General features: G+C 71.4%; 19 protein-coding genes and 1 riboswitch. Of the genes, 16 read left to right on the top strand and 3 right to left on the bottom strand.

Translation table 11 applies throughout. The features are described 5' to 3' along the window. Positions 1–165: 165 nt before the first annotated feature. Genes ABT147_RS25905 through ABT147_RS25890 form a run of 4 tightly spaced genes read left to right on the top strand, consistent with a single transcriptional unit; the run spans position 166 to position 4,461 of the window. Positions 166–1,116, top strand: coding sequence for a TIM barrel protein (locus ABT147_RS25905; protein WP_351410205.1), 951 nt, complete (start codon positions 166–168; stop codon positions 1,114–1,116). Positions 1,117–1,124: 8 nt separating this feature from the next. After that, positions 1,125–2,546: a sugar porter family MFS transporter gene (locus ABT147_RS25900; protein ID WP_351410203.1), complete on the top strand. Its 1,422-nt coding sequence runs from the start codon at positions 1,125–1,127 to the stop codon at positions 2,544–2,546. A gap of 29 nt (positions 2,547–2,575) precedes the next feature. After that, on the top strand, positions 2,576–3,592 hold the full coding sequence (locus tag ABT147_RS25895) for a Gfo/Idh/MocA family oxidoreductase (protein ID WP_351410201.1): 1,017 nt from the start codon (positions 2,576–2,578) through the stop codon (positions 3,590–3,592). Then, positions 3,589–4,461, top strand: a complete 873-nt coding sequence (locus ABT147_RS25890; RefSeq protein WP_351410198.1) for a sugar phosphate isomerase/epimerase family protein — start codon at positions 3,589–3,591, stop codon at positions 4,459–4,461. Before ABT147_RS25895 ends, ABT147_RS25890 begins: the two co-directional genes overlap by 4 nt. Before the next feature lie 3 nt (positions 4,462–4,464). Here ABT147_RS25890 and ABT147_RS25885 read toward each other — a convergent pair whose 3' ends face one another. After that, complete coding sequence (locus tag ABT147_RS25885; RefSeq protein ID WP_351410196.1) at positions 4,465–5,769, bottom strand: cytochrome P450; 1,305 nt, start codon at positions 5,767–5,769, stop codon at positions 4,465–4,467. 20 nt (positions 5,770–5,789) lie between these two features. Further along, positions 5,790–7,160: a glutamine synthetase family protein gene (locus ABT147_RS25880; RefSeq protein ID WP_351410194.1), complete on the bottom strand. Its 1,371-nt coding sequence runs from the start codon at positions 7,158–7,160 to the stop codon at positions 5,790–5,792. A gap of 165 nt (positions 7,161–7,325) precedes the next feature. Between ABT147_RS25880 and ABT147_RS25875 the strand changes: the two genes are divergently transcribed. The 10 genes from ABT147_RS25875 to ABT147_RS25830 all read left to right on the top strand — a co-directional run bounded on the left by ABT147_RS25875 (position 7,326) and on the right by ABT147_RS25830 (position 17,485). After that, positions 7,326–7,514 (top strand): ferredoxin, encoded by a 189-nt coding sequence (locus ABT147_RS25875; protein WP_351410191.1) that lies wholly within the window; start codon positions 7,326–7,328, stop codon positions 7,512–7,514. A 3-nt stretch (positions 7,515–7,517) separates the two neighbouring features. Next, the gene (locus tag ABT147_RS25870) at positions 7,518–8,708 is read left to right on the top strand and encodes an NAD(P)/FAD-dependent oxidoreductase (RefSeq protein WP_351410189.1); all 1,191 of its coding nucleotides are present in this window, start codon (positions 7,518–7,520) and stop codon (positions 8,706–8,708) included. A gap of 14 nt (positions 8,709–8,722) precedes the next feature. After that, entirely contained in the window at positions 8,723–9,535 is an 813-nt protein-coding gene (locus ABT147_RS25865) for an acetoacetate decarboxylase family protein (protein ID WP_351410187.1), read from the top strand. Positions 9,536–9,634: 99 nt separating this feature from the next. Continuing rightward, complete coding sequence (locus ABT147_RS25860) at positions 9,635–11,095, top strand: aldehyde dehydrogenase (RefSeq protein WP_351410185.1); 1,461 nt, start codon at positions 9,635–9,637, stop codon at positions 11,093–11,095. Then, positions 11,088–11,993 (top strand): 3,4-dihydroxyphenylacetate 2,3-dioxygenase, encoded by a 906-nt coding sequence (locus ABT147_RS25855; RefSeq protein ID WP_351410183.1) that lies wholly within the window; start codon positions 11,088–11,090, stop codon positions 11,991–11,993. Before ABT147_RS25860 ends, ABT147_RS25855 begins: the two co-directional genes overlap by 8 nt. A gap of 11 nt (positions 11,994–12,004) precedes the next feature. Beyond that, entirely contained in the window at positions 12,005–12,850 is an 846-nt protein-coding gene (locus ABT147_RS25850) for a fumarylacetoacetate hydrolase family protein (RefSeq protein ID WP_351410181.1), read from the top strand. 70 nt (positions 12,851–12,920) lie between these two features. Beyond that, a complete protein-coding gene (locus tag ABT147_RS25845; RefSeq protein WP_351410179.1) occupies positions 12,921–13,571 on the top strand; it encodes a TetR/AcrR family transcriptional regulator in 651 nt (216 codons plus the stop codon). Positions 13,572–13,774: 203 nt separating this feature from the next. Continuing rightward, a complete protein-coding gene (locus ABT147_RS25840) occupies positions 13,775–15,232 on the top strand; it encodes an APC family permease (RefSeq protein ID WP_351410177.1) in 1,458 nt (485 codons plus the stop codon). A gap of 52 nt (positions 15,233–15,284) precedes the next feature. Continuing rightward, positions 15,285–16,778, top strand: coding sequence for an aldehyde dehydrogenase (locus ABT147_RS25835; protein ID WP_351410175.1), 1,494 nt, complete (start codon positions 15,285–15,287; stop codon positions 16,776–16,778). Beyond that, positions 16,775–17,485, top strand: coding sequence for a gamma-glutamyl-gamma-aminobutyrate hydrolase family protein (locus ABT147_RS25830; RefSeq protein WP_351410172.1), 711 nt, complete (start codon positions 16,775–16,777; stop codon positions 17,483–17,485). Before ABT147_RS25835 ends, ABT147_RS25830 begins: the two co-directional genes overlap by 4 nt. Before the next feature lie 43 nt (positions 17,486–17,528). On the opposite strand, the gene cobN is transcribed toward ABT147_RS25830, so the two are convergent. Beyond that, positions 17,529–21,155 carry a cobaltochelatase subunit CobN gene (cobN, locus tag ABT147_RS25825; RefSeq protein WP_351410170.1) on the bottom strand — a complete coding sequence of 1,209 codons (3,627 nt, stop codon included), beginning with the start codon at positions 21,153–21,155 and terminating at the stop codon, positions 17,529–17,531. Positions 21,156–21,246: 91 nt separating this feature from the next. Then, positions 21,247–21,322, bottom strand: a riboswitch (cobalamin riboswitch). 101 nt (positions 21,323–21,423) lie between these two features. On the opposite strand from cobN, the gene cobG reads away from it, so the two are divergent. Together cobG and ABT147_RS25815 are read left to right on the top strand one after the other, a co-directional pair. Then, on the top strand, positions 21,424–22,824 hold the full coding sequence (cobG, locus tag ABT147_RS25820; RefSeq protein ID WP_502983157.1) for a precorrin-3B synthase: 1,401 nt from the start codon (positions 21,424–21,426) through the stop codon (positions 22,822–22,824). Positions 22,825–22,859: 35 nt separating this feature from the next. Further along, positions 22,860–23,546: a precorrin-8X methylmutase gene (locus ABT147_RS25815; protein ID WP_351410166.1), complete on the top strand. Its 687-nt coding sequence runs from the start codon at positions 22,860–22,862 to the stop codon at positions 23,544–23,546. Positions 23,547–23,564 lie beyond the last annotated feature (18 nt).

Below are 23,564 nucleotides of genomic sequence, written 5' to 3'. Positions count from 1 at the left end.
CGGAGGATCACGCGGCACCGGCCGGGGCCGTGGTCGCGAAATCTCCCGGCAACGACCTATTGACATGACATTTGGACAGGCGTCATCGTACTCGAACTAGAGCGCGCTAGTAGTGCGCGACATCTCCCCGTCGTCCCTGTTCCCTCTCCCCGAAGGACACACGTCATGGCAACGGCGCCAACCCCACCACGCACCATCGCGGGCAACCTGTGCCTGGGCTCCGCCCCCGACTCCTGGGGCGTGTGGTTCCCCGAGGACGAGCACCAGGTGCCGTACACCCGCTTCCTCGACGAGCTGGCCGAGGCCGGGTACGAGTGGCTGGAGCTCGGCCCCTACGGCTATCTCCCCACCGACCCTCAGCGGCTGAAGGGCGAACTCGACGCCCGGGGCCTCCAGGTCTCCGGCGGGACCGCGTTCGGCGCGCTGCACCGGCCGGAGGCGTGGGACCACACGCTCGCCCACGTCCGCCAGGTCGCCGCGCTGACGGCGGCGGCGGGGGCCCACCACCTCGTCCTCATCCCGCCCATGTACCGGGACGAGAAGACCGGTGCCTTCACCGAGTCGCCCGAGCTGACCGCAGAGCAGTGGGCGGGCTTCGGCCGCGCCGCCGAGCGGCTCGGCAGGCTGCTCCTCGACGAGTACGACATACGGCTCGTCGTCCACCCGCACGCCGACAGCCATCTCCAGACCCAGCCGGAGATCGAGCGGCTGCTGAACGAGTCCGACGCCCGGTACACCAACCTGTGCCTGGACACCGGGCACGTGGCCTACGGCGGCGGTGACAACCTCGACCTGATCCGCCGGTTCGGCGAGCGCGTCGGATACGTCCACATCAAGCAGATGGACCCGGCCGTGCTCGCCCAGGTGGCCGCCGAGGACCTGTCGTTCGGCGAGGCCGTGCGGCGGGGCGTGTGCGTGTCGCCGCCCGCCGGTGTGCCGGACCCGGCCGAGGTCGTGGCCGAACTCTCCCGGCTCGACGCCGAGTTGTTCGTGATCGTCGAGCAGGACCTGTACCCGTGCGCCCCCGAGGTGCCGCTGCCCATCGCCGTCCGCACCCGGGAGCAGCTGTCGGGCTGCGGGCTGACGGGTACCCGGCGTCCGACCCTCGCACGGTAGGAGCGCCCATGGCTGTCAAGGACGGCACCCCACCCGCCACCACGGACCGGGACGACGCACCGCCCGCCGTCTCCCGGCGGCTGCGGCTCATCACACTCATCGCCACCTTCGGCGGACTCCTCTTCGGCTACGACACCGGTGTGATCAACGGTGCCCTGCCGTACATGACCGACGACCTCGGTCTGACGCCCTTCACCGAGGGCATGGTCACCAGTTCGCTGCTGCTGGGCGCGGCCCTGGGCGCGGTCACCGGCGGCCGGCTGTCGGACGCGCGCGGGCGGCGCCGTACGATCCTCGTCCTCGCCGTGGTGTTCTTCGTCGGCGCGCTGGGCTGCACGCTCGCGCCGAACACGGCCGTGATGGTCGTGGCGCGGTTCGTACTCGGCCTCGCGGTCGGCGGCGCGTCGGTGACCGTGCCCGTCTACCTCGCGGAGATCTCGCCCGCCGAGCGGCGGGGCGCGCTGGTCACCCGTAACGAACTGATGATCGTCACCGGGCAGTTGCTCGCCTTCACGTCCAACGCGGTCATCGCGCGGATCGGCGGTGAGTCCGGTGGTGTCTGGCGCTGGATGCTCGTACTGGCCACTCTGCCGGCCGTCGTGCTCTGGTTCGGCATGCTGGTGATGCCCGAAAGCCCGCGCTGGCTGGCCTCGCGGACCCGGTTCGGCGAGGCGCTGGAGGTGCTCCGGCAGGTGCGGTCCCGGCAGCGGGCCGAGGCCGAGCTGAGCGAGGTGTCCGCGCTCGCGGTCAAGGAGGAGCAGGAGAAGCTCGGCGGCTGGCGGGACATGCGGTCCACACCGTGGTTGCGCCGGTTGATGTCGATCGGGTTCGGCATCGCGATCGTGCAGCAGATCACCGGCGTCAACACGATCATGTACTACGGCACCCAGATCCTCACCGACGCCGGGTTCACCTCCGACAGCGCGCTGACCGCGAACATCGCCAACGGGGTGATCTCGGTGCTCGCCACCTTCGTCGGCATCTGGCTGCTCGGACGCGTCGACCGCCGGCCGATGCTGATGACCGGTCAGATCGGCACCACGGTCGCCCTGTTGCTGATCGGCGTCTTCTCCCTCACGCTGCCCGCCGGTGACGGCCGGGCGTACGCGGTGCTCGCAATGACGGTCACCTTCCTGGCCTTCCAGCAGGGGGCGATCTCGCCGGTGACCTGGCTGATGCTGTCGGAGATCTTCCCGACGCGGATGCGCGGCTTCGGAATGGGGGTCGCGGCGGTGGTGCTGTGGCTGACCAACTTCGCGATCGGGCTGGTCTTCCCGTCGCTGGTCGACGGGATCGGTGTCTCCAACACCTTCTTCCTCTTCGTGGTGGCGGGCCTCTTCTCGCTGACCTTCGTGAAGCTCTACGTCCCGGAGACCAGGGGGCGTTCGCTGGAAACCCTCGAAGCCGAACTCCGGGCGCGCTTCTCCTAGTTCCCGCACTTGTTCAGTTAGGAATCGACATGACCGTACGTGTAGGCGTCATCGGCGCCGGCTGGATCGGCAAGGAACACATCCGGCGCCTCACCGACACCGTCACCGGGGCCCGTGTCACCGCCGTGACCGACATCGACGCCGCCCGCGCCGAGGAGGCGGCGGCGCCGGTCGGGGCCCGGGTGCTGCCCGACGGCGCGGCCGTGATCGCCTCGGACGACGTGGACGCCGTGCTCGTGACGTCCTGGGGTCCGACCCATGCCGAGCATGTGCTGAACGCGATCGCCGCCGGGAAGCCGGTGTTCTGCGAGAAGCCGCTGGCCACGACCGCCGAGGACTGTCTGCGGATCGTCGAGGCGGAGACGGCGCTCGGCCGCCGTCTGGTCCAGGTCGGCTTCATGCGCCGCTACGACGCCGGGTACCGGGCGATGAAGCGGGTCATCGACTCCGGCAGCATCGGTGAGCCGTTGATCGTGCACTGCGCCCACCGCAACCCGACCGTCCCGGAGTCGTACACCTCCTCGATGGCCGCCCTGGACACGGCGGTGCACGAGGTGGACGTACTGCGCTGGCTGCTCGACGACGAGATCGTGTCCACGCAGGTGGTGACGCCGCGCGCCACGAGCAGGCGGTTCGCCCATCTCAAGGACCCCCAGATCATGCTCTTCGAGACCGCGAAGGGCGTCCGCATCGATCTGGAGGTCTTCGTCAACTGCCAGTACGGCTACGACATCCAGTGCGAGGCGGTGGGCGAGGAGGGCCTCGTGCGGCTGCCCGACCCGGCCACGGTCGGGCTGCGTACCGCCGGCCAGCACAGCACGGAGGTGCTCACGGACTGGGTGGGCCGGTTCGCGGACGCCTTCGACACCGAGTTCCGGGAGTGGATCGCGGGCGTCGCCGCAGGCGTGGAGCCCACCGGTCCGTCCGCCTGGGACGGGTACGCCGCCACCGTGATCACCAGCGCGACCGTCGAGGCCCTGGACTCGGGCCGGGTCGTCGCCACCGACCTCAAGCCCCGGCCCGCGCTCTACGGAGGTGCCGCGTGAAGATCGCCCTCGACCCGTACATGTTCCGGGCGCTGTCCATCGACGAGATGGTGCGCACGGTCGCCGAACTCGGCTACGAGTACATCGAGTTGTCGCCGCGAGACGACTTCATGCCGTTCTTCCTGCACCCGCGCGCGGACGACGGACGGATCGCGGAACTGAAGCGGGCGCTGCGCACGCACGGTGTCCAGCTGTCCTCCGTGCTGCCGCTCTACAAGTGGTCGTCCCCGGACGAGACCGAGCGGCAGGCCGCCGTGCGCTACTGGAAGCGGATGATCGAGATCACCGCCGACCTCGGCTGTCCGCTGATGAACTCGGAGTTCAACGGCCGCCCCGAGCGGGCCGCCGAGAGCGAGGCCGCGTTCTGGCGTTCGCTGGAGGAGCTGCTGCCGTTGTTCGAGCGGGAGGGCATCGCGCTCAACCTGGAGGCGCACCCGGACGACTTCTGCGAGGAGAACACCCCGGCCGTCGACCTCGTCCGCGCGATCGACAGGCCCTGGGTGAACTACCTTTACTGCGCCCCGCACTCCTTCCACCTCTCCGGCGCCTCGGAGGTGGGCGCGGACATCGCGGCGATGATGCGGTACGCGGGCGACAGGCTGAAGCACGTGCACATCGCCGACTCCTTCAACCACAAGGGGTCCAGCGGACTGCGCTACATCCTCAACCCGCCCGGTACGACCGCCCGGATCCACCAGCACCTGGACATCGACCAGGGCGAGGTGGACTGGGACGCCTTCTTCGGCACCCTGCGCGAGCTGGACTTCGACGGGGTCGCCACCGCCTGTGTCTTCGCCTGGGAGGAACGGGCGAAGGAGTCGTCCGCGTTCATGCTGGACCGCATCACCAAGGAGCTCGGGGCGGGCTGACGCTCAGGCGAGGGTCACCTCGACCGGCAGCTTCTTGATGCCGTTGACGAAGTTGGAGCGGACGCGGGGGACCTCGCCGACGAGACGGATGTCGGCGAGGCGCGGGATCAGCTCCTCGAACATGATGCGGATCTCGGTACGGGCCAGCAGATTGCCGAGGCACAGGTGCGGGCTGCCCTTGCCGAAGGTGACATGGTCGTTGTCGGCGCGGGCGACGTCGAAGTCGTACGGGTTGCCGAAGACCTCCTCGTCGCGGTTGCCGGAGGCGTACCACATGACGACCTTGTCGCCCTCCTTGACCTGCTTGCCGCCGAGTTCGACGTCCCGGGTCGCGGTGCGCCGGAAGTGGTAGACGGGGGACGCCCAGCGCAGGAACTCCTCGGTCGCCACCCGGATCAGGGACGGGTCCTCCTGGAGGCGGGCGAGCTGCTCCGGGTGCTGGAGCAGGGCCAGCATGGAGTGGGTGATGGTGTGGCGGGTGGTCTCGTTGCCGGCGACGACGAGGAGCAGGAAGTAGTTGTCGAAGTCCCGCGCGGTGAGCGGGATCCCGTCGCGCGGGGTGGTGTTGACGAGCTTGGACACCAGGTCGGTGCCGTCGCCGCCGCGTCGCCGCCGGGCCAGTTCACGGCCGTACTCGAAGACTTCGAGGGAGGCCGGTGAGCGGAACGGCAGATGCCGGTACTGCTCGCTCTCGGCGCTGTCGAGCAGGACGTCCGCGTAGTCGGGGTCGGTGTTGCCGATGATGCGGTTGCCCCAGTCGATGAGCTTCTGGTTGTCCTCCGGGGGCACGTCGAGGAGCCGGGCGAGGACGTTGATGGGGAAGTCGGCGGAGACGTCGGCGACGAAGTCGAAGGTGCCCTTGGCGAGGGCGGCGTCGAGGGTGGTGGCGGTGAGGCCGCGCAGGAAGTCGGTGTAGCTGTTGATGACGTTGGCGCCGAACTGGCGCTGGAGCATGCTGCGCAGCGCGCGGTGGCGGACGCCGTCCAGCTCCAGGATGGAGGCGCGGGTCCTGATCTGGTCCTCGTCGACCTCCTCCAGATTGACGAACTTCGTCGAGGTGAAGGTCTCCGCGTCACGGTCGACGCGGGCGATGTCGGCGTGCCGGGTGACCGCCCAGAAACCGGAGTTGGGGGCCTCCTCCGGCTGCCAGTGGACCGGGTCCTGGTGGCGCAGGGTGTGGAACATGCGCCACGGGGTGACGCCGTCGGTGAAGTTGTCGAGGTCGGCGAGATCCACGTCGGCCAGCGGCATGGGCTCCTCCACGGCCTCGCGTGCGAAGGCGGTGGGGAAGTGGGCGGAAGTGGTCATGGCGGTGGTTCTCCTGGGCTTCACAGGTGGTAGGCGTACTCGGTGAACTCCCAGTCGGTGACGTGCCGTTGGAAGCGTGCGACCTCGTCGCGCTTGTAGGTGAGGTACGAGGTGGTGAAGGCCTTGCCGAGGATCTCGGTGAGGGCGGTGTCCGCCTCCAGCGCGTCGAGGGCGGCGGACAGGCTCATCGGCAGTACGGCCGCCCGGGCGGTGTCGTAGCCGTAGCCCTCCAGCGGGGAGGGGGGTTCCTCGCCGGCCCGGACGCCGAGCAGGGCGGCGGCGAGTGTGCCCGCGATCAGCAGATACGGGTTGGCGCTCGCGTCGCCGAGGCGGAGTTCGAGCCGGGCGCCGGAGCCGCGCTCGGGCGGGATGCGGACCATCGCGCTGCGGTTGTCCAGCCCCCAGTCGATCAGCCAGGGCGCGAGGGTGTCCGGGCCGAAGCGCTTGTACGAGTTGACCGTCGGGTTGGCGAGGGCGGCGAGCGCCGGGGCGTGGGCAATGACGCCGGCGATGGCGTGGCGGGCGGTGGCGGACAGCCCGTACCGGCCCGAGGGGTCGTCGAAGGCGTTGCGGCCCTGCTCGTCGTCGCAGGACAGATGGAGGTGGAAGCCGGAGCCGCCCGCGTCGTTGAAGGGTCTGGCCATGAAGGTGGCGAGGCGGCCCTCCTTGCGCGCGAGTTCCTTGACGGCGGCCTTGAAGCGGAAGGCGCGGTCGGCGGCCGAGAGCGCCTCCGAATGCGTCAGGTTGATCTCGAACTGGCCGCCGTCGAACTCGTGGTTGCCGTTGGTGACGCCGATACGCAGATCGCGGAGGTGGCGCAGGGTGCGCAGCAGATGGTTGTCGGGGTCGGCGCGCAGGCCGGCGGTGTAGACGACGCCGGTGGCGCCCGAGTAGCGCTTCCAGCCGCTCGGGGAGGCCGGGTCCTCGTCGCAGAGGAAGTATTCGAGTTCGGGGCCGACCACCGGGCCGAGGCCCTGCTCGGCGCAGCGGGCGAGCACCGAGCGCAGCAGGTCGCGGGGCGACTCGGGGGCGGGTTCGCCGGTGGCCGGGTCGATGGCCTCGCCGAGACAGGTGGCGACCCCGGGCTCCCAGGGCAGGGTGAGCAGGGTGTCGAGGTCGGGGCGGACGTGGATGTCGGGCAGACCGGCGTCCAGGCCTCCGGCCACGGGGACGACATCTCCCTGGGGTGAGGTGTGGTAGACCGCCCGGCAGAAGGCGAGCCCGTGCTCGCAGGCCGTCGGCAGCTGGTCGAGGAGCACGTCGCGGGCCCGGTCGGTGCCGATGAGATCGGGGTAGGTCACCCGGACCACGTCGATGCCCTCGGCGGCCAGTCGCTCCTGGTGGTGCCCGACGGTGCGGTGCCCGACGGCCGGTGTTTCGGATGCGCTCACCGTTGTCTCCTCGGCGGCTGGGGCCAATTGTTTGATGCCAAACGATAAGAACGACTCCATCGGCCCGCAAGGGGTCGGCCGCAAAAAATTATCCACCTGGACAGGTATTGACCAGGGGGAGGCGGCTTCCTATGTTGTTTGAAGCCAAACGAGTTGGAGGTCCCCATGAAGGTCGTCGTCGACATGAACAAGTGCCAGGACCACGGACAGTGTGTCTTCGCCGCCCCCGACGTCTTCCAGCTCGACGAGAACGGGCGCCTCGCCTATGTCGGCGACCCCGACGACGCGCTCCTCGACGAGGTCGAGGAAGCCGCCGACGTCTGTCCGCTCCAGGCCATCCGGATCGAGGCCTGAGCCATGAGCACACGCATCGTCGTGGCCGGCGCCTCCATGGCCGGTCTGCGCGCCGCCGAGCAGCTGCGCGCGGCGGGCTGGACGGGTGCCGTCACCGTCGTCGGCGACGAACCGCACATGCCGTACAACCGGCCCCCGCTCTCCAAGGAGGTGCTGGCCGGGAAGGCGCCCTTCGAGTCGCTGGCCTTCCGTCCCCGCGCGAGCGTGGCCGACGTGGAGTGGCGGCTCGGCACGAAGGTCGTCGCCGCACGCCTCGCCGAGCGGACCGTGGAACTGGACGACGGCTCGTCGCTGTCGTACGACGGTCTGGTCGTCGCCACCGGTATGCGGCCACGGCGCCTGACCTGCCCCGGTCCGCTCGCCGGCCGGCACACCGTCCGCACCCTCGCCGACGCGCAGGGCCTGCGGGACGAGCTGACCCGGCCCGGTGCCCGGGTGGTCGTCGTCGGCGCCGGGTTCATCGGCTGCGAGGTCGCCGCCACCGCCGTGGGCCTCGGGGTCGCCGAGGTGACCGTGGTCGATCCGCTGCCGCTGCCCATGGTCGGCCCGCTCGGCGAACTGCTCGGACGCGCGCTGGTGCGGCGGCACGAGGAGCGCGGGGTGCGGTTCGCGCTCGGCACCGGCGTCGCCGGGTTCGAGGGCGAGGACCGGGTCACGGGCGTGGTGCTCGACGACGGGACCGTCCTGCCCGCCGACGTGGTCGTGGAGTCCGTGGGCTCCGTCGCCAACGTGGAGTGGCTGGAGGGCAACGGCCTCGACCTGTCCGACGGCGTGCTCACCTGCGCACAGCTGCGCGTCGGCGGACGGCCCGACGTGGTCGCGGTCGGCGATGTCGCCCGCTTCCCCAACGCCCGCTACGACGGCGTACCGCGCCGGGTCGAACACTGGTCCATCCCCACGGACACGGCCAAGCACGCGGCGAAGGTCCTCACCGGCGCCGAGCTGCCGCCCTTCGCGCCGCTGCCCACCTTCTGGAGCGACCAGCACGACTTCCGGCTCCAGTCCTTCGGCGCGCCCGTGCTCGGCAAGGACGACGTACGGGTCCTCGACGGCGACCCGGCCGGAGACGTCCTGGTCGGCTACCACCACGACGGCCGGCTGGTCGGAGTCGTCGCGCTCGGCGGCCCCGCCACCGTGTCCGCCGCCGCCCGCCACCGCGCCGACCTGCTCAAGCAGCCCGCCCTCACCGTGTAAGGACCCTCCTGACCATGACCAGTGTCCGTGGATACTTCCACCCCAAGACGGCGAGCGGTGCCTCGTCGCTGATCCCCTCCCCGCCGTGGCACTACTCGGGCGACCTGCTCACCGTCGAGTACCGCACGGATCCCGCGCGAGTGCGGGAACTCCTGCCGAAGCCACTGGAGTTGGCCGACGAGGACCCCGGGGCGGTCGCGCTGATCTGGGCCGACTGGCAGTCCTGCTCGGCCTCGGGGGCGGAGCTGCTCGACCCCGTGCTCTCCCAGTACAAGGAGGCCTTCGCGGTCGTCCGCTGCACATACAAGGGGCGGACGTACTCGCGGTGCGTCTACATCTGGGTCGACAAGGACTTCGCGATCGCCCGCGGGCTGCACCAGGGGTATCCGAAGAAGCTCGGGTCCATCCACCAGACACGGCCGCATCCGTTCGGACCCGCGCCGCGGATCGAGGCGGGGGCGCGGTTCGGGGCGACTCTGGCGGCCGCGGACCGGCGGCTGGCGCAGGCCGTGGTGACGCTGCGGGAGCCGGTGGAGGCGAACGGGTTCGTGAACGCGCATCCCATGGCTCATCACCGGTGGCTGCCGTCCATCGAGAACGGGAAGGGGCTGGCGCTGGACGAGCTGATCGAGACCGGGGCGGCTTCCTTCGAGGGGGGTCAGCCGTGGGTGGGTGAGGCGGAGTTGGAGTTGTTCGAGGCGCCTACGGAGGAGTTGGCTCGGTTGTCGGTGGAGGAGCCGATCGCCGCGTACTACCGGCAGGTGGGGGTCGTCTGGGACGGCGGGCGGTTGTTGGAGTCCGGGACGTCCGAAGCGAGTGCCGAGTGAGACCGTCGTCGAAGTGCGGGTTGTTCGTGGCTGGTCGCGCAGTTCCCCGCGCCCCTAGGTAGGCGCAGTCATCTCCGCTTGAAAGGAGCACCCTCTGTTATGGCTCACACAATCACCGTCGCCGGGGTTTCCGTCGACACCCGGCACTGGATCGGTGGGCAGCGGGTCGCCTCCGCCGAGACCTTCACCGATGTCTCCCCCATTGATGGTCGCGTCCTCGGTGAGATCGCTCGTGGTGGTGTCGGTGAGGTCGAGGCCGCTGTTGCCGCCGCCCGGGAGGCGTTTCCCTCCTGGGCCGCCACCACTCGTACCGAGCGCGCCCGGGTGTTGCATGCCATCGCCGACGGGGTCGAGAAGCGGCTCGAAGAGCTGGCCATCGTCGAGACGAACGACAACGGGGCGCTGCTGCGGTCGCACCGGCGGGGGGTGATGCCCCGGGTGGCGCACAACTTCCGGTTCTTCGCGGACTGGTTGTCGGCGCTGGAGCACGAGGACTTCGAGACGCGGGGGCACACCAATCATGTGAGCTGGGACCCGGCGGGGCCGTCCGTGCTGATCACGCCGTGGAACGCGCCGCTGATGCTGGCCACGTGGAAGGTCGCCCCGGCGCTGGCGGCCGGCAACACCGTGATCCTCAAGCCCGCCGAGTGGACCCCGCTGACCGCCTCGCTGCTGGCGGACATCGCCGCCGAGGCGGGGCTGCCCGCCGGGGTGCTCAATGTGGTGCAGGGATACGGGTCGGAGATCGGTGACGCGCTCACCTCGCATCCGGACGTACGCCGGATCAGCTTCACCGGGTCGGTGCCGACGGCCAAGCGGATCGCCGCGTCGGCCGCGCCGAACCTCACTCCGCTCAGCCTCGAACTCGGCGGCAAATCACCGCTGTTGGTGTTCGCGGACGCCGATCTGGACCTGGCCGTGGATCTCGCGGTGGAGCAGTACGACAACGCCGGGCAGGTGTGTCTCGCGGCCACGCGGTTCCTGGTCGAGGAGTCGGTCGCGGAGGAGTTCACCCGGAGGTTCGTGGAGAGGGCCGGCGCCCTGAAGCAGGGTGATCCGCGGGACGAGGCCACCGACATCGGGCCCAACATTCATCCCCGGCAGCTGGAGAAGATCGACGGGTTCGTGCGGAGGGCGGTCGAGGCCGGGGCCCGGGTGGTCATCGGCGGGCATCGCGAGGAGGGGCAGTACTACGCGCCCACCCTGCTCACCGATGTCGCCCAGGACTCGGAGATCGTGCAGGAGGAGGTCTTCGGGCCGGTCCTGACGCTCCAGACCTTCGCCGACGAGGACGAGGCCGTCCGGCTCGCCAACGACACCCGGTTCGGGCTGGCCACCACCCTCGCCACCGGTGACACCGAGCGGGCCGCGCGGGTGACCGAGCGGCTGGTCGCGGGCACGGTGTGGGTGAACTGCTTCTTCGTACGCGATCTGCGGGCGCCCTTCGGCGGCTCCCGGCACTCCGGGGTCGGCCGGGAGGGCGGCACCTGGAGCTTCGACTTCTACTGCGACCTGAAGAACACCGTGACCGCGCCGAACGGATGGAACAACCATGGGTGAGATCGTCGGGGCGGGGCTCCTCGCCCACGTCCCCACCATCGTCCTGCCGGAGGCCGACCGGCTGGAGCTCAACGAGGGCAAGGAGATCACCCTCGTCACCGGCCTGCGACAGCTCCGCGAGGACGTCTTCGCCCGCGACGACTACGACACGGTCGTCGTCCTCGACTCGCACTGGGCGACCACCGTCGAGTTCGTCGTCGCCGCACAGCGGCGCCGCGCCGGGCTCTTCACCTCCGAGGAGCTGCCGCGCGGGATGTGCCGGATGCCGTACGACTTCCCCGGCGATCCCGAACTGGCCCTGAACATCGAGAAGTTCGCGGACAAGCACGGCACCTGGATCACAGCGATCGAGGACGAGTACCTGCCGATCTACTACGCCACGATCAACCTCTGGAAGTTTCTCGGCGAGGGTCTGCCCGACAAGCGGTGGGTGACCATCGGGGTCTGCCAGACCGGGGACATGGAGGACCATCTGCGGCTGGGGCGGGCGCTCGCCGACGGGATCGCCGCCACTCCCGGGCGACGGGTCCTGATCATCGCGTCCGGTGCCCTCTCCCACACCTTCTGGCCGCTGCGCGAGTTGCGCGACCACGAGGCCAGTGACCCCGTCCACATCCGCACGCCCGAGGCCCGCGCGGCGGACCAGGAGCGCATCGCCTGGTTCAAGGAGGGCCGGCACGACAAGGTCCTCGACACCATGGACGAGTTCTGGAAGTACAAGCCCGAGGCGAGGTTCTTCCACTATCTGATGCTGGCCGGCGCCCTCGGCGAACAGGACTGCGTCGCCAAGGGCCGCCAGTACGGCGAGTACGAGAACTCCATCGGCACCGGTCAGGTGCACCTGTGGTTCGACCGCCCGGCCACCGGCTGGACCGGCACCCCTCAACCCCTCCCCTAGGAAGGCCCGCCATGCCCGAGTACCGCCGCATCCTCCTCGACGGGGCCACCGTCCAGGTCACCGTCGACGGCGACGAACTGGTCGCCGGGGACGGCCGCCGCGTCAAGATCGAGGAGGCCCACCACCTTCCGCCGGTCGTGCCGTCCAAGGTCGTCGCCGTCCACCTCAACCACCGCAGCCGTGTCGACGAGTTCCAGATCGACCTTCCGGAGACGCCCACCTACTTCCACAAGCCGACCTCCTCCCTCAACTCCCACCGGGGCGCCGTCGTCCGCCCCGACGGCTGCAAGTGGCTCAACTACGAGGGCGAGGTCGCCATCGTCATCGGGCGGACCGCGCGCAACATCGCGCCGGAGGACGCGGGCGAGTACATCGCCGGGTACACCGTCGCCAACGACTACGGTCTGCACGACTTCCGGGACACCGACGCCGGTTCGATGCTGCGGGTGAAGGGCTCCGACACGCTCTGCCCGCTCGGTCCGGGGCTCGTCACGGACTGGGACTTCCACGGCAAGCGGCTGCGGACGTACGTCAACGGCGAGGTCGTCCAGGACGGTTCGACGGACGAGATGAAGTGGGACATGCACTACCTCGTCGCCGACATCGCCCGCACGATCACCCTGTACCCGGGTGATGTCCTGCTCTCCGGCACTCCGGCGAACTCCCGGCCCGTGCGGCCCGGTGACGTCGTCGAGGTGGAGGTGGAGGGCCTCGGCCGGCTCACCAACCACATCGTCACCGGCCCCACCGCCGTACGCACCGACGTGGGCGCGCAGCCCACCGAGTCCGAGGAGGTGCTGTCCACGGCGCTCGGCGGCGACTGGGAGTTCCGTGGTGTCCGCCCGCCCCGGCGGTGATGCCCCGGGGCGCGGACGGGCGGGAGACGGGCAGGTCGCGGTGGGGAAGCGGGCGGGTAGGGTCACGCGCATGACCGACTCCGCCGACGTCCCGAAGAGCCGACGGCCACGCAAGCGCCTGCACTACGGCGAGGGGCGCGAGGCCCTGCTGAACGCCGCCGTGCACGTGGTGGCGCGGGGCGGGTTGCGCAAGCTCACCTACCGGGCCGTCGCGGAGGAGGCGGGGGTCACCCACGGGCTCGTCGTGCACCATTTCGGGTCGCGCGACGCGCTGATCGAGGAGGCCCTCGCCCACACCATCCGCACCTCGCTCGACACCAGCTCCCTCGAACCTGGCACCGGCGAGGTCGCGGACTTCTCCACCGGACTCTCCGACATGGTCACGGCCGATCCGGACACCCAAGCCTTCCAGTACGAACTGCTGCTGGAGTCCCGCCGCCGGCCGGAGCTGCTGCCGCAGATCCGGGAGCTGTACGACGAGTACTTCGACGCCGCCCGGCGCGAGCTGGACCGGATGCTGCCGGCCGGCGCGGACAGCGCGCTGACCCGGCTGGTCTTCGCCGCCCTGGACGGTCTCGTCCTGCACCAGCTCGTCTTCGACGAGCCGGAGGTCACGGACCGGGCCGTGGAGGAGCTGCGCGCCCTGCTGCGGCTGCTCCACGCGAACGGCGACGACCGTCGCGGCGGCGAGGCCGACCCGGTCGGCGACACCCGTACATAGCCTCTGACCTGGCCGGTCGCGGCCCTGGACGTCCGACGTCCGGGGCCTTCTCGGCGTCCCCGCACGCGGCTGCCACACGACTGTCGATCCTGTCGAAAATCTTCACGTGACCCCTTGCCAAGCGGATAGTTCCAGCCCACCATGAGGCAATTCGTTTGGACCTAAACGAATCCATCCCTCCCCGTCCCCGACAGGTGATCCGAGTGGACAGTCAGACGGCGGTCGCCCCGCACAGCGCACAAGATCCATCCACGGCAGGCAGGCTCAAGCCCGATTCCCTCGGCGTCCTGGGCATCCTCTTCTTCGTCCTCTCCGCCCAGGCCCCGCTGACCGGTATCGCCGGAGCCGTCCCCATCGCCGTCGTCATCGGCAACGGGGCGGGTGTCCCCGCCGCGTACCTCGCGGCCGGCGTCGTCATCCTGCTGTTCTCCATCGGCTTCGTCGCCATGGGCCGCCACGTCGTGGACGCCGGCGCCTTCTACACGTACATCGGCAAGGGGCTGGGCCGCTCGACCGGCTCCGGAAGCGCCGGTGTCGCGCTTTTCGCCTACTGCGCCATCCAGGCCGCGATGTACGGCCTCTACGGCGCGACGGTCAGCGGCCTCGTCGAGCACTACGCCGAGGTGGGCATCGCGTGGTGGGTGTGGGCGCTGGTCACCATGGTGGTGGTCCAGGTCCTCGGCGCCGCCGGGATCGAGATGGGCGCCAAGGTCCTGGCCGTGTTCGTCCTGGCGGAGTTCAGCATCCTGATCGCCTTCGCCTTCGTGACCTTCTTCAAGGGCGGCGGCCCCGAGGGGCTCGGCCTCGCCGACAGCTTCTCGCCGGACGCGGCGCTCCAGGGCGCTCCCGGTGTGGCGCTGATGTTCGCCGTGGCGTCGATGTTCGGCTTCGAGGCGACCGCCATCTACGGCGAGGAGGCCCGGGAGCCGAGGAAGACGGTGCCGCGCGCCACCTATCTGTCGGTCGCGGTGGTCACCGGCTTCTTCGCCTTCACCTCGTGGATGCTGGTCTCCGCGCACGGCGCGTCCCAGGCCACGGCCGAGGCCGGCAAGGCGCTGGAGGGCGGCGACGCCGCCGGCTGGGTCTTCGCCCCCATCGCGGCGGAGTTCGGCGCCTGGACCGGCGATGTGCTGCCCGTCCTGCTGGCCACCTCGCTGTTCGCCGGCATCCTGGCGTTCCACAACTCCGCCAACCGCTATCTGTTCTCCCTGGGCCGCGAGGGTCTGCTGCCGGGCGGGCTGACCACGCTCAACCGACGCCACTCCCCCTGGGCGGCCGGCCTCGTCCAGACCGTGATCGCGGTGGCCCTGGTCGTCCCGTTCGCGCTGCTGGGCAAGGACCCCGTGCTGACGCTGTTCTCCTGGTTCAGCGGAGTGGCCGTCCTCGCGATGATGCTCCTGTACTTCCTGACGTCCGTCTCCGTGGTCGTCTTCTTCCGCCGCTCCCGCGCCGACACCCGGCCCTGGAACACGCTGATCGCCCCGGTCCTGGGCGCGCTCGGCATCGCCGGGGCGATCTGGCTGATCATCGAGAACTTCACCACGCTCATCGGCGGCGACCGGACCACCGCCGTATGGCTGCAGCTGACCGTCCCGGCCGTGCTGGTCCTGGGCCTGGTCGCGGCACGGGTGACCCGGGGCGGGCAGTCCGCCACCGACTGAGCCCCCTCAAGCAACCCCGCCCCCAGACAAGCAACGAACAAGAGGAGAGCTGATGCCCGCCGCCCTCGCCCACGACGACCTGCTCCGTCGCGCCAAGGCACTGGAACTGCCCGACCGGCACCACATCGACGGAGTGGACGAACCGGGCGGGGGCGCCTCCTTCGCCGTCGTGTCCCCCCGTGACGGGCAGGTCCTCGTCGAGGTCGCCGATGCCGGGAGCGCCGAGGTCGACCTCGCCGTGGCCGCCGCCCGACGCGCCTTCGACTCCGGCCCCTGGCCCCGCCTGGCACCCGCCGACCGGGGCCGCGTCCTGCTCCGTGTCGCCGAACTCCTCGAAGAACAGCGGGAGAAGCTCGCCCTGACCATCACCCTGGAGATGGGCAAGCCGTACACGGAGGCGCACGACATCGAACTGCGCGCCACGATCACCACCTTCCGCTGGTACGGACAGCTGGCGGACAAGCTGACGGACGAGTCGCCGCACACCGCCCCCGACTCCCTCGCCCTGGTCACCCGGGAACCCGCCGGGGTCGTGGGCGCGGTCGTGCCCTGGAACTTCCCCCTGACGCTGGCCAGTTGGAAGGTCGCCCCGGCGCTCGCGGCCGGCTGCACGGTCGTCCTGAAGCCCTCGGAGAACTCCCCGCTCTCCGCCCTGCTCCTCGGCCGGATCGGCACCGAGGCCGGACTGCCGCCGGGTGTCCTCAACGTCGTCACCGGGGACGGCCCGACCGCCGGGCGGGCCATCGGGCTGCACCCCGACGTGGACGTCCTCGCCTTCACCGGCTCCACGGCCGTCGGCCGGCACTTCCTGCACTACTCCGCCGACTCCAACCTCAAGCGTGTCTGGCTGGAGCTGGGCGGCAAGTCACCGAACATCATCCTCCCCGACGCCCCCGACCTGGAGAAGGCCGCCGCCACCGCCGCCTGGGGCATCTTCTTCAACCAGGGCGAGATGTGCACCGCCCCCTCCCGGCTCCTGGTCCACTCCTCCGTCGCCGAACGCGTCACCGAGGCCATCGCCGCCCGCGCCCGGGACCTGCGCGTCGGCGATCCGCTCGACCCGGCCACCGAGATGGGCGCGCTGGTCGGCGCGGCCCATCTCGACCGGGTCCTCGACCACATCGGTACCGGTGTCGACGAGGGCGCGCGGCTGCGGGCGGGTGGCGAGCGCACCCTGGCCGACACCGGCGGCAGCTATCTGCGGCCCACCGTCTTCGACCGGGTGGACCCCGGGATGCGGCTGGCCCGCGAGGAGATCTTCGGCCCCGTCCTGTCCGTCCTCACCTTCGACGACGTCGACGAGGCCGTACGGCTCGCCAACGCCACCGAGTACGGCCTCGCCGCCGGCCTGTGGACCTCCGACCTGTCCACCGCCCACCAGGTCTCGCGCGCCCTCAGGGCCGGCACGGTCTGGGTGAACTGCTACGAGGAGGGGGACCTGACCGTCCCCTTCGGCGGGATGAAGCAGTCGGGCAACGGCCGCGACAAGTCCGCCCACGCCATCGAGAAGTACACCGAGCTGAAGACGACCTGGATCCAGCTGTGACGACGCCCGTGCGACCGCTCATCGCCGTCCCCGCCCGTTTCGCCGCCACGACCTCCGCGCTGCGCTACGCCGCCGAGGTCAACGCCCGCGCGCTCGTCGAGGCGGTCTGGCGGGCGGGCGGCGAACCGGCGTCCATCCATCCCGCCTCCGAGGACGTGGCCGGTCGCCTCGCCCGCTTCGACGGCGTGCTGCTGCCCGGCGGCGGCGACCTCGCCCCGCACCGCTACGGCGCGACCGACACCCACGCCGACGTCTACGACGTGGACGAGACACAGGACACCTTCGACCTCGAAGTCGCCCGCGCCGCCCTGGACCTGGGCATCCCGCTCCTTGCGGTCTGCCGGGGCCTCCAGGTCGTCAACGTCGCCCTCGGCGGCACCCTGGAACAGGACATGGGCGGCCCGGACCGGGAGCACCGCCATCTCGTGCACCCGGTGGCGCTCCGGCCCGGAACCGTGCTGGAGCGGGCCGGCGGCGTGCAGAAGGTGGAGGCGTCCTGCTACCACCACCAGCGGGTCGACCGCCTCGGCACGGGCCTGGAGATCACCGCCCGCGCCGCCGACGGCACCGTGGAAGGACTCGAACTCCCGGGCGCCCCCGGCTGGTTCACCGCCGTCCAGTGGCACCCCGAGGACACCGCCGAAGAGGACCCCGCACAGCAGGCCCTCTTCGACGCCCTCGTACGGGCCGCCGCAGCCGGACGCTGAGGGATCGGGCCGTCGACGACGGCCCGATCCGCCCGCGCGGCTGTCAGTCCTCGCCGCCCTCCAGGTCCCCTTCCGCCTCCAGGTACACCTGACGCAGCCCCTCCAGCACCGCCGGGTCGGGCTTCTCCCACATTCCGCGCGACTCGGCCTCCAACAGCCGCTCGGCGATGCCGTGCAGGGCCCAGGGGTTCGCCTGCTGGAGGAACTCGCGGTTGGTCTCGTCGAGGACGTAGGTCTCGGTGAGCTTGTCGTACATCCAGTCGGCGATCACGCCCGTGGTGGCGTCGTAACCGAACAAGTAGTCCACGGTGGCGGCGAGTTCGAAGGCGCCCTTGTAGCCGTGGCGGCGCATCGCCTCGATCCACTTGGGGTTGACCACGCGGGCCCGGAAGACCCTCGACGTCTCCTCGACGAGGGTGCGGGTGCGGACCGTCTCCGGGCGGGTGGAGTCGCCGATGTACGCCTCGGGGGCCGTGCCGCGCAGGGCGCGGACGGTGGCCACCATGCCGCCGTGGTACTGGAAGTAGTCGTCGGAGTCGGCGATGTCGTGCTCACGGGTGTCCGTGTTCTTCGCGGCCACCTCGATCCGCTTGTACGCGGTCTCCATCTCCTCGCGGGCCGGGCGCCCGTCGAGCTCCCGGCCGTAGGCGTAGCCGCCCCACACCGTGTAGACCTCGGCGAGGTCGGCGTCGGTGCGCCAGTCCCGGGAGTCGATGAGCTGGAGCAGCCCCGCGCCGTACGTGCCGGGCCGGGAGCCGAAGATCCGGGTGGTGGCCCGGCGTTCGTCGCCGTGGTCCGCCAGGTCCGCCTGGACGTGGGCCCGTACGTGGTTGGCCTCGGCCGGTTCGTCCAGGGACGCGGCCAGCCGTACGGCGTCGTCGAGCAGCCCGATGGTGTGCGGGAACGCGTCCCGGAAGAAGCCCGAGATGCGCAGGGTGACGTCGATACGGGGGCGGCCCAACTCCTCGGCGGGGATGGCCTCCAGGCCGGTCACCCGGCGCGAGGCGTCGTCCCAGACGGGCCGGACGCCGAGCAGGGCCAGCGCCTCGGCCACGTCGTCGCCGGCGGTGCGCATCGCGCTCGTACCCCACAGCGACAGCCCGACCGACGTGGGCCATTCGCCGTTGTCGGTGCGGTAGCGCTCCAGGAGGGAGTCCGCGAGGGCCTGGCCGGTCTCCCAGGCGAGACGGGAGGGGACGGCCTTGGGGTCGACGGAGTAGAAGTTGCGGCCGGTCGGCAGGACGTTGACCAGGCCCCGGAGCGGGGAGCCCGAGGGGCCGGCCGGGACGAAGCCGCCGTTGAGGGCGTGGACGGTGTGGTGGAGTTCGGCGGTGGTGGCCTGGAGGCGCGGCACGACCTCGCGGGCGGCGAACTCCAGGATGGCGGTGACCTGTTCGCCGTGGTCGTCGGGTACGGAGTCCGGGTCCCAGCCGAGTTCCTCCATCCGCTCGACCAGCGCGCGGGCCTTGGCCTCCGCCTCGTCGGCCGTCGTACGGGTGGCGGCGGACTCGTCGAGGCCGAGGGCTTCGCGCAGGCCGGGCAGGGCCTGGGTGCCGCCCCAGATCTGGCGGGCGCGGAGGATGGCGAGGACCAGGTTGACCCGGTCGGCGCCTCCCGGCGGGGTGCCGAGAACGTGCAGACCGTCGCGGATCTGGGCGTCCTTGACCTCGCAGAGCCAGCCGTCGACGTGGAGGAGGAAGTCGTCGAAGCCGTCGTCCTCCGGGCGGTCGTTCAGGCCGAGGTCGTGGTCGAGCTTGGCGGCCTGGATGAGGGTCCAGATCTGGGCGCGGATCGCCGGGAGCTTCGCCGGGTCCATGGAGGAGATCTGGGCGTACTCGTCGAGGAGTTGCTCCAGGCGCGCGATGTCGCCGTAGGAGTCCGCGCGGGCCATCGGCGGGACCAGGTGGTCGACGAGGGTGGCGTGGACGCGGCGCTTGGCCTGGGTGCCCTCGCCCGGGTCGTTGACCAGGAACGGGTAGATCAGGGGCAGGTCGCCGAGGGCGGCGTCCGGGCCGCAGGCGGCCGAGAGGCCGGCGTTCTTGCCGGGCAGCCACTCCAGGTTGCCGTGCTTGCCGAGGTGGATCATCGCGTCGGCGCCGAAGCCGCCGTCGTCGGCGCGGGCGGCGATCCAGCGGTAGGCGGCGAGGTAGTGGTGGGAGGGCGGGAGGTCCGGGTCGTGGTAGATCGCGATCGGGTTCTCGCCGAAGCCGCGCGGCGGCTGGATGAGGATCAGCAGATTGCCGAAACGGAGGGCCGCGAGGACGATGTCGCCCTCGGGGTTGGCGCTGCGGTCGACGAACATCTCACCGGGCGCCGGGCCCCAGTGCTCCTCGACGGCCGAGCGCAGCTCCTCGGGGAGGGTGGCGTACCAGCGGCGGTAGTCGGCCGCCGGGATCCGGACCGGGTTGCGGGCCAACTGCTCCTCGGTCAGCCAGTCCTGGTCGTGGCCGCCCGCCTCGATGAGGGCGCGGATCAGCTCGTCGCCGTCGCCGGAGGCCAGCCCGGGGACGTCCGTGTCCCCGAAGTCGTAGCCCTCTTCGCGGAGTCGGCGGAGCAGGGCCACCGCGCTCGCGGGGGTGTCGAGGCCGACCGCGTTGCCGATGCGGGAGTGCTTGGTCGGGTAGGCGGAGAGGACGAGCGCGAGGCGCTTGTCGGCGTTGGCGATATGGCGGAGTCGCGCGTGGCGTACGGCGATTCCGGCGACGCGGGCGGCGCGCTCGGGGTCGGCGACGTACGCCGGGAGGCCGTCCTCGTCGATCTCCTTGAAGGAGAACGGGACGGTGATCAGCCGGCCGTCGAACTCGGGTACGGCGATCTGGCTGGCCGCGTCGAGCGGGGAGACACCCTCGTCGTTCTCCTCCCAGTGGGCGCGCGAGCCGGTCAGGCACAGGGCCTGGAGGATCGGCACGTCGAGGCCGGTGAGGGCGCCCGCGTCCCAGGACTCGTCGTCGCCGCCGGCCGAGGCCTCGGCGGGCTTGGTGCCGCCCGCGGCGAGGACGGTGGTGACGATGGCGTCGGCGGCGCGGAGTTCCTCGATCAGCTCGGGCTCGGGGGCCCGCAGCGAGGCCACGTACAGCGGGAGCGCCCGGGAGCCGGTGTCCTCGATCGCCTCGCACAGGGCGTCCACGAAGGCGGTGTTGCCGCTCATGTGGTGGGCCCGGTAGTAGAGCACGGCGACGGTCGGGCCGTCGGTGTCCCTCGCCTCCCGGGCCAGCGGACCCCAGGACGGGGCGGGCGCGGGCGCGTCGAAGCCGTGGCCGGTGAGCAGGACCGTGTCGGAGAGGAAACGGGCCAGCTGCTCCAGGTTGGCGGGACCGCCGTGCGCGAGATAGGCGTGGGCCTCGGCGGCGATACCGACCGGGACGGTCGAGGCGGCCATCAGCTGGGCGTCGGGGGCCTGTTCGCCGGTGAGGACGACGACCGGGCGGCCGTCGGCGAGCAGCAGGTCGAGGCCGTCCTGCCAGGCGCGGACACCGCCGAGGAGACGTACGACGACCAGGCCGGCGCCGTCGAGGAGGGCGGGGAGGTCGTCCAGCGCGAGACGGGAGGGGTTGGCGAAGCGGTACGGGACCGGGCCGTCGGCCGCGCGGGCACTGAGCAGATCGGTGTCGGACGTCGACAGGAGCAGGATGTGGGGCTGCGCGGAGCGCTCCCCGGACGATGGCTGCATGCGGCTGCTGGCCTTCCTCGGGGTCCGCGCCCCGGGCGGTGTCGGATCGGAGTCTCCCCTGCTCGGGCGGGACCGAGGCGTACGGGGAAGGGAGTTCCTGACTCGCCCGCCCTTCCTGGGACGGACTCACAGTGGCGGGACCGCGCCGGACTCACACCGGCTTCCTCCCCTGTCGCCGTGGTGGCGTCGGCGGACCGGATGATCCGCCAAGCAGCATAGTAAGGGTCGCCTCAAAAGGGCGGAGCATACGTCCGGGATGCCGGTGGGTATGCTCGCGGCCATGTCCACGCCTCCCGTCCGATCATCGTCCCAGGCCACAGCGGTCACACGGGACCGTGGCGACGCCTGCCCGGGAACGCTGCGGCTGCACGCGGCGGACGACGGGGCGCTGGCCCGGGTCCGGGTGCCCGGCGGTGTGCTGACCGTCCGCCAGGCCGAGGCGCTCGCGGAGGCGGCCCGGCGGCTCGGCGACGGTGATCTTCACCTCACCTCGCGCGGCAATGTGCAGCTGCGCGGACTGGCCGACGGCTGCGGGGGCGCGCTGGCCGAGTCGCTGGACGCGGCCGGGCTGCTCCCCTCCGCCGGGCACGAGCGGGTGCGCAACATCGTCGCCTCGCCCCTGTCCGGCCTCGACGGGCGGGGCCTGCGGGACGTACGGCCCTGGCTGTCCGCCCTCGACACGGCGCTGTGCGCGAGCGAGGCGGCGCGGGAGCTGTCGGGCCGGTTCCTGTTCGCGCTCGACGACGGGCGCGGGGACGTGGCCGGGCTCGACGCCGATGTCACCGTCCGGGCGTACGGCGGCAATGCCGGCGGTGCGCTGCTGACCCTCGGAACGGCCGACGAGGCCCTGTCGGTGCCCGCCGAGGACGCGCCCAAGGCCGCGCTGACGGCCGCCGAGACCTTCTTGACGGTGGCGCGGGAGAGCGGAGCCCGGGTCTGGCGTGTGACCGAACTCCCACTCCGGAGCGAGCTGCTCGGCCTGGTCCGCGCGCGTCTGGCCGCCGTCGGCATCGACGCAGCGGGCCACGCCCGGACCGGGGCTGGGACCGAGACCGGGGCTGGGGCTGAGACGGGGGCTGGGGCTGGGACGGGGGCTGGGGCTGAGGCTGAGGCCGGGGCTGGGGCTGGGTCGCCCCGAGTCGAGGGGCCCCCTCCCGGAGTCGTCGGCGACGCCCTCTCCGTACACCCTCCCCTCGGGCGCCTCACCCCCCAGCAGTGGCGGGAGTTGACGCACCTCGCGTCCACGACCTCCAGCCGCGAACTGCGGCTGACCCCGTGGCGCGGAGTCGTCGTCCCCACTCCGGGCCTGAGCGAGGAGCAGGCGTCCGAGGCGCTCGCCCGGCTCTCCGTGACCGGCCTCGTCACCGACCCCGCCTCGCCCTGGCTGCGTGTCGGCGCCTGTATCGGGCGGCCCGGCTGCGCCAAGTCCCTCGCGGACGTACGGGCGGACGCGGCCGACAGCCTGGCGGCGGCCGGGCGCGGCGGACTCCCGCTGTACTGGTCCGGATGCGAGCGCCGCTGCGGGCACCCACGGGGCGAACGGATCGACGTGGTGGCCGTGTCGGGCGGTGGCTACGAACTCACCCGCACGACCCCCGGACAGAACCCACGCACCACTTCCATGGCCGCCCCTGATCAACTCGCCACCGCCTTGGCGGCGATCACCTGATGAGCCCCGTCAACACCATGAGCCGTATAAGCCGCATGAGCCGCACAGCCGACACCCGTACGACGACCGAGAGCAGCGAGAAGACCACCGTGACCACGTACGACTACGAGAAGGACGGCCCGGCGATCTACCGGCAGTCCTTCGCCACCATCCGCGCGGAGGCGGACCTCGCGGCCCTGCCCGCCGATGTCAGCCAGGTCGCGGTCCGGATGATCCACGCCTGCGGAATGGTCGACCTCGTACGGGACCTGGCGTACACACCCGACGCCGTGGCCCGCGCCCGTGCGGCCCTGCGCGCCGGGGCGCCCATCTTCACCGACGTCCAGATGGTGGCCAGCGGGGTGACCCGCAAGCGGCTGCCCGCCGACAACGACGTGCTGTGCACGCTCTCCGACCCGGCCGTCCCCGAGCTGGCGGCGAGGCTGGGCACCACGCGCAGCGCCGCCGCCCTGGAGCTGTGGCGGGACCGGCTGGAGGGTGCGGTCGTGGCCGTCGGCAACGCGCCCACCGCGCTGTTCCGCCTGCTGGAGATGATCGAGGAGGGCGCGCCCCGGCCCGCCGCCGTCATCGGTGTGCCGGTCGGGTTCGTCGGCGCCGCCGAGTCCAAGGACGCCCTGGCCGCGCACCCTTCGGGCCTGGAGCACATCGTCGTACGCGGCCGTCGGGGCGGGAGCGCCATCGCCGCCGCCGCGCTCAACGCGATCGCGAGTGAGGAAGAGTGAGCGGGGAGACTGTGCGCG

Source organism: Streptomyces sp. NPDC001868 (assembly GCF_040297125.1).
GTDB lineage: Bacteria > Actinomycetota > Actinomycetes > Streptomycetales > Streptomycetaceae > Streptomyces.
This window is presented reverse-complemented; position numbering and strand designations above follow the sequence as displayed.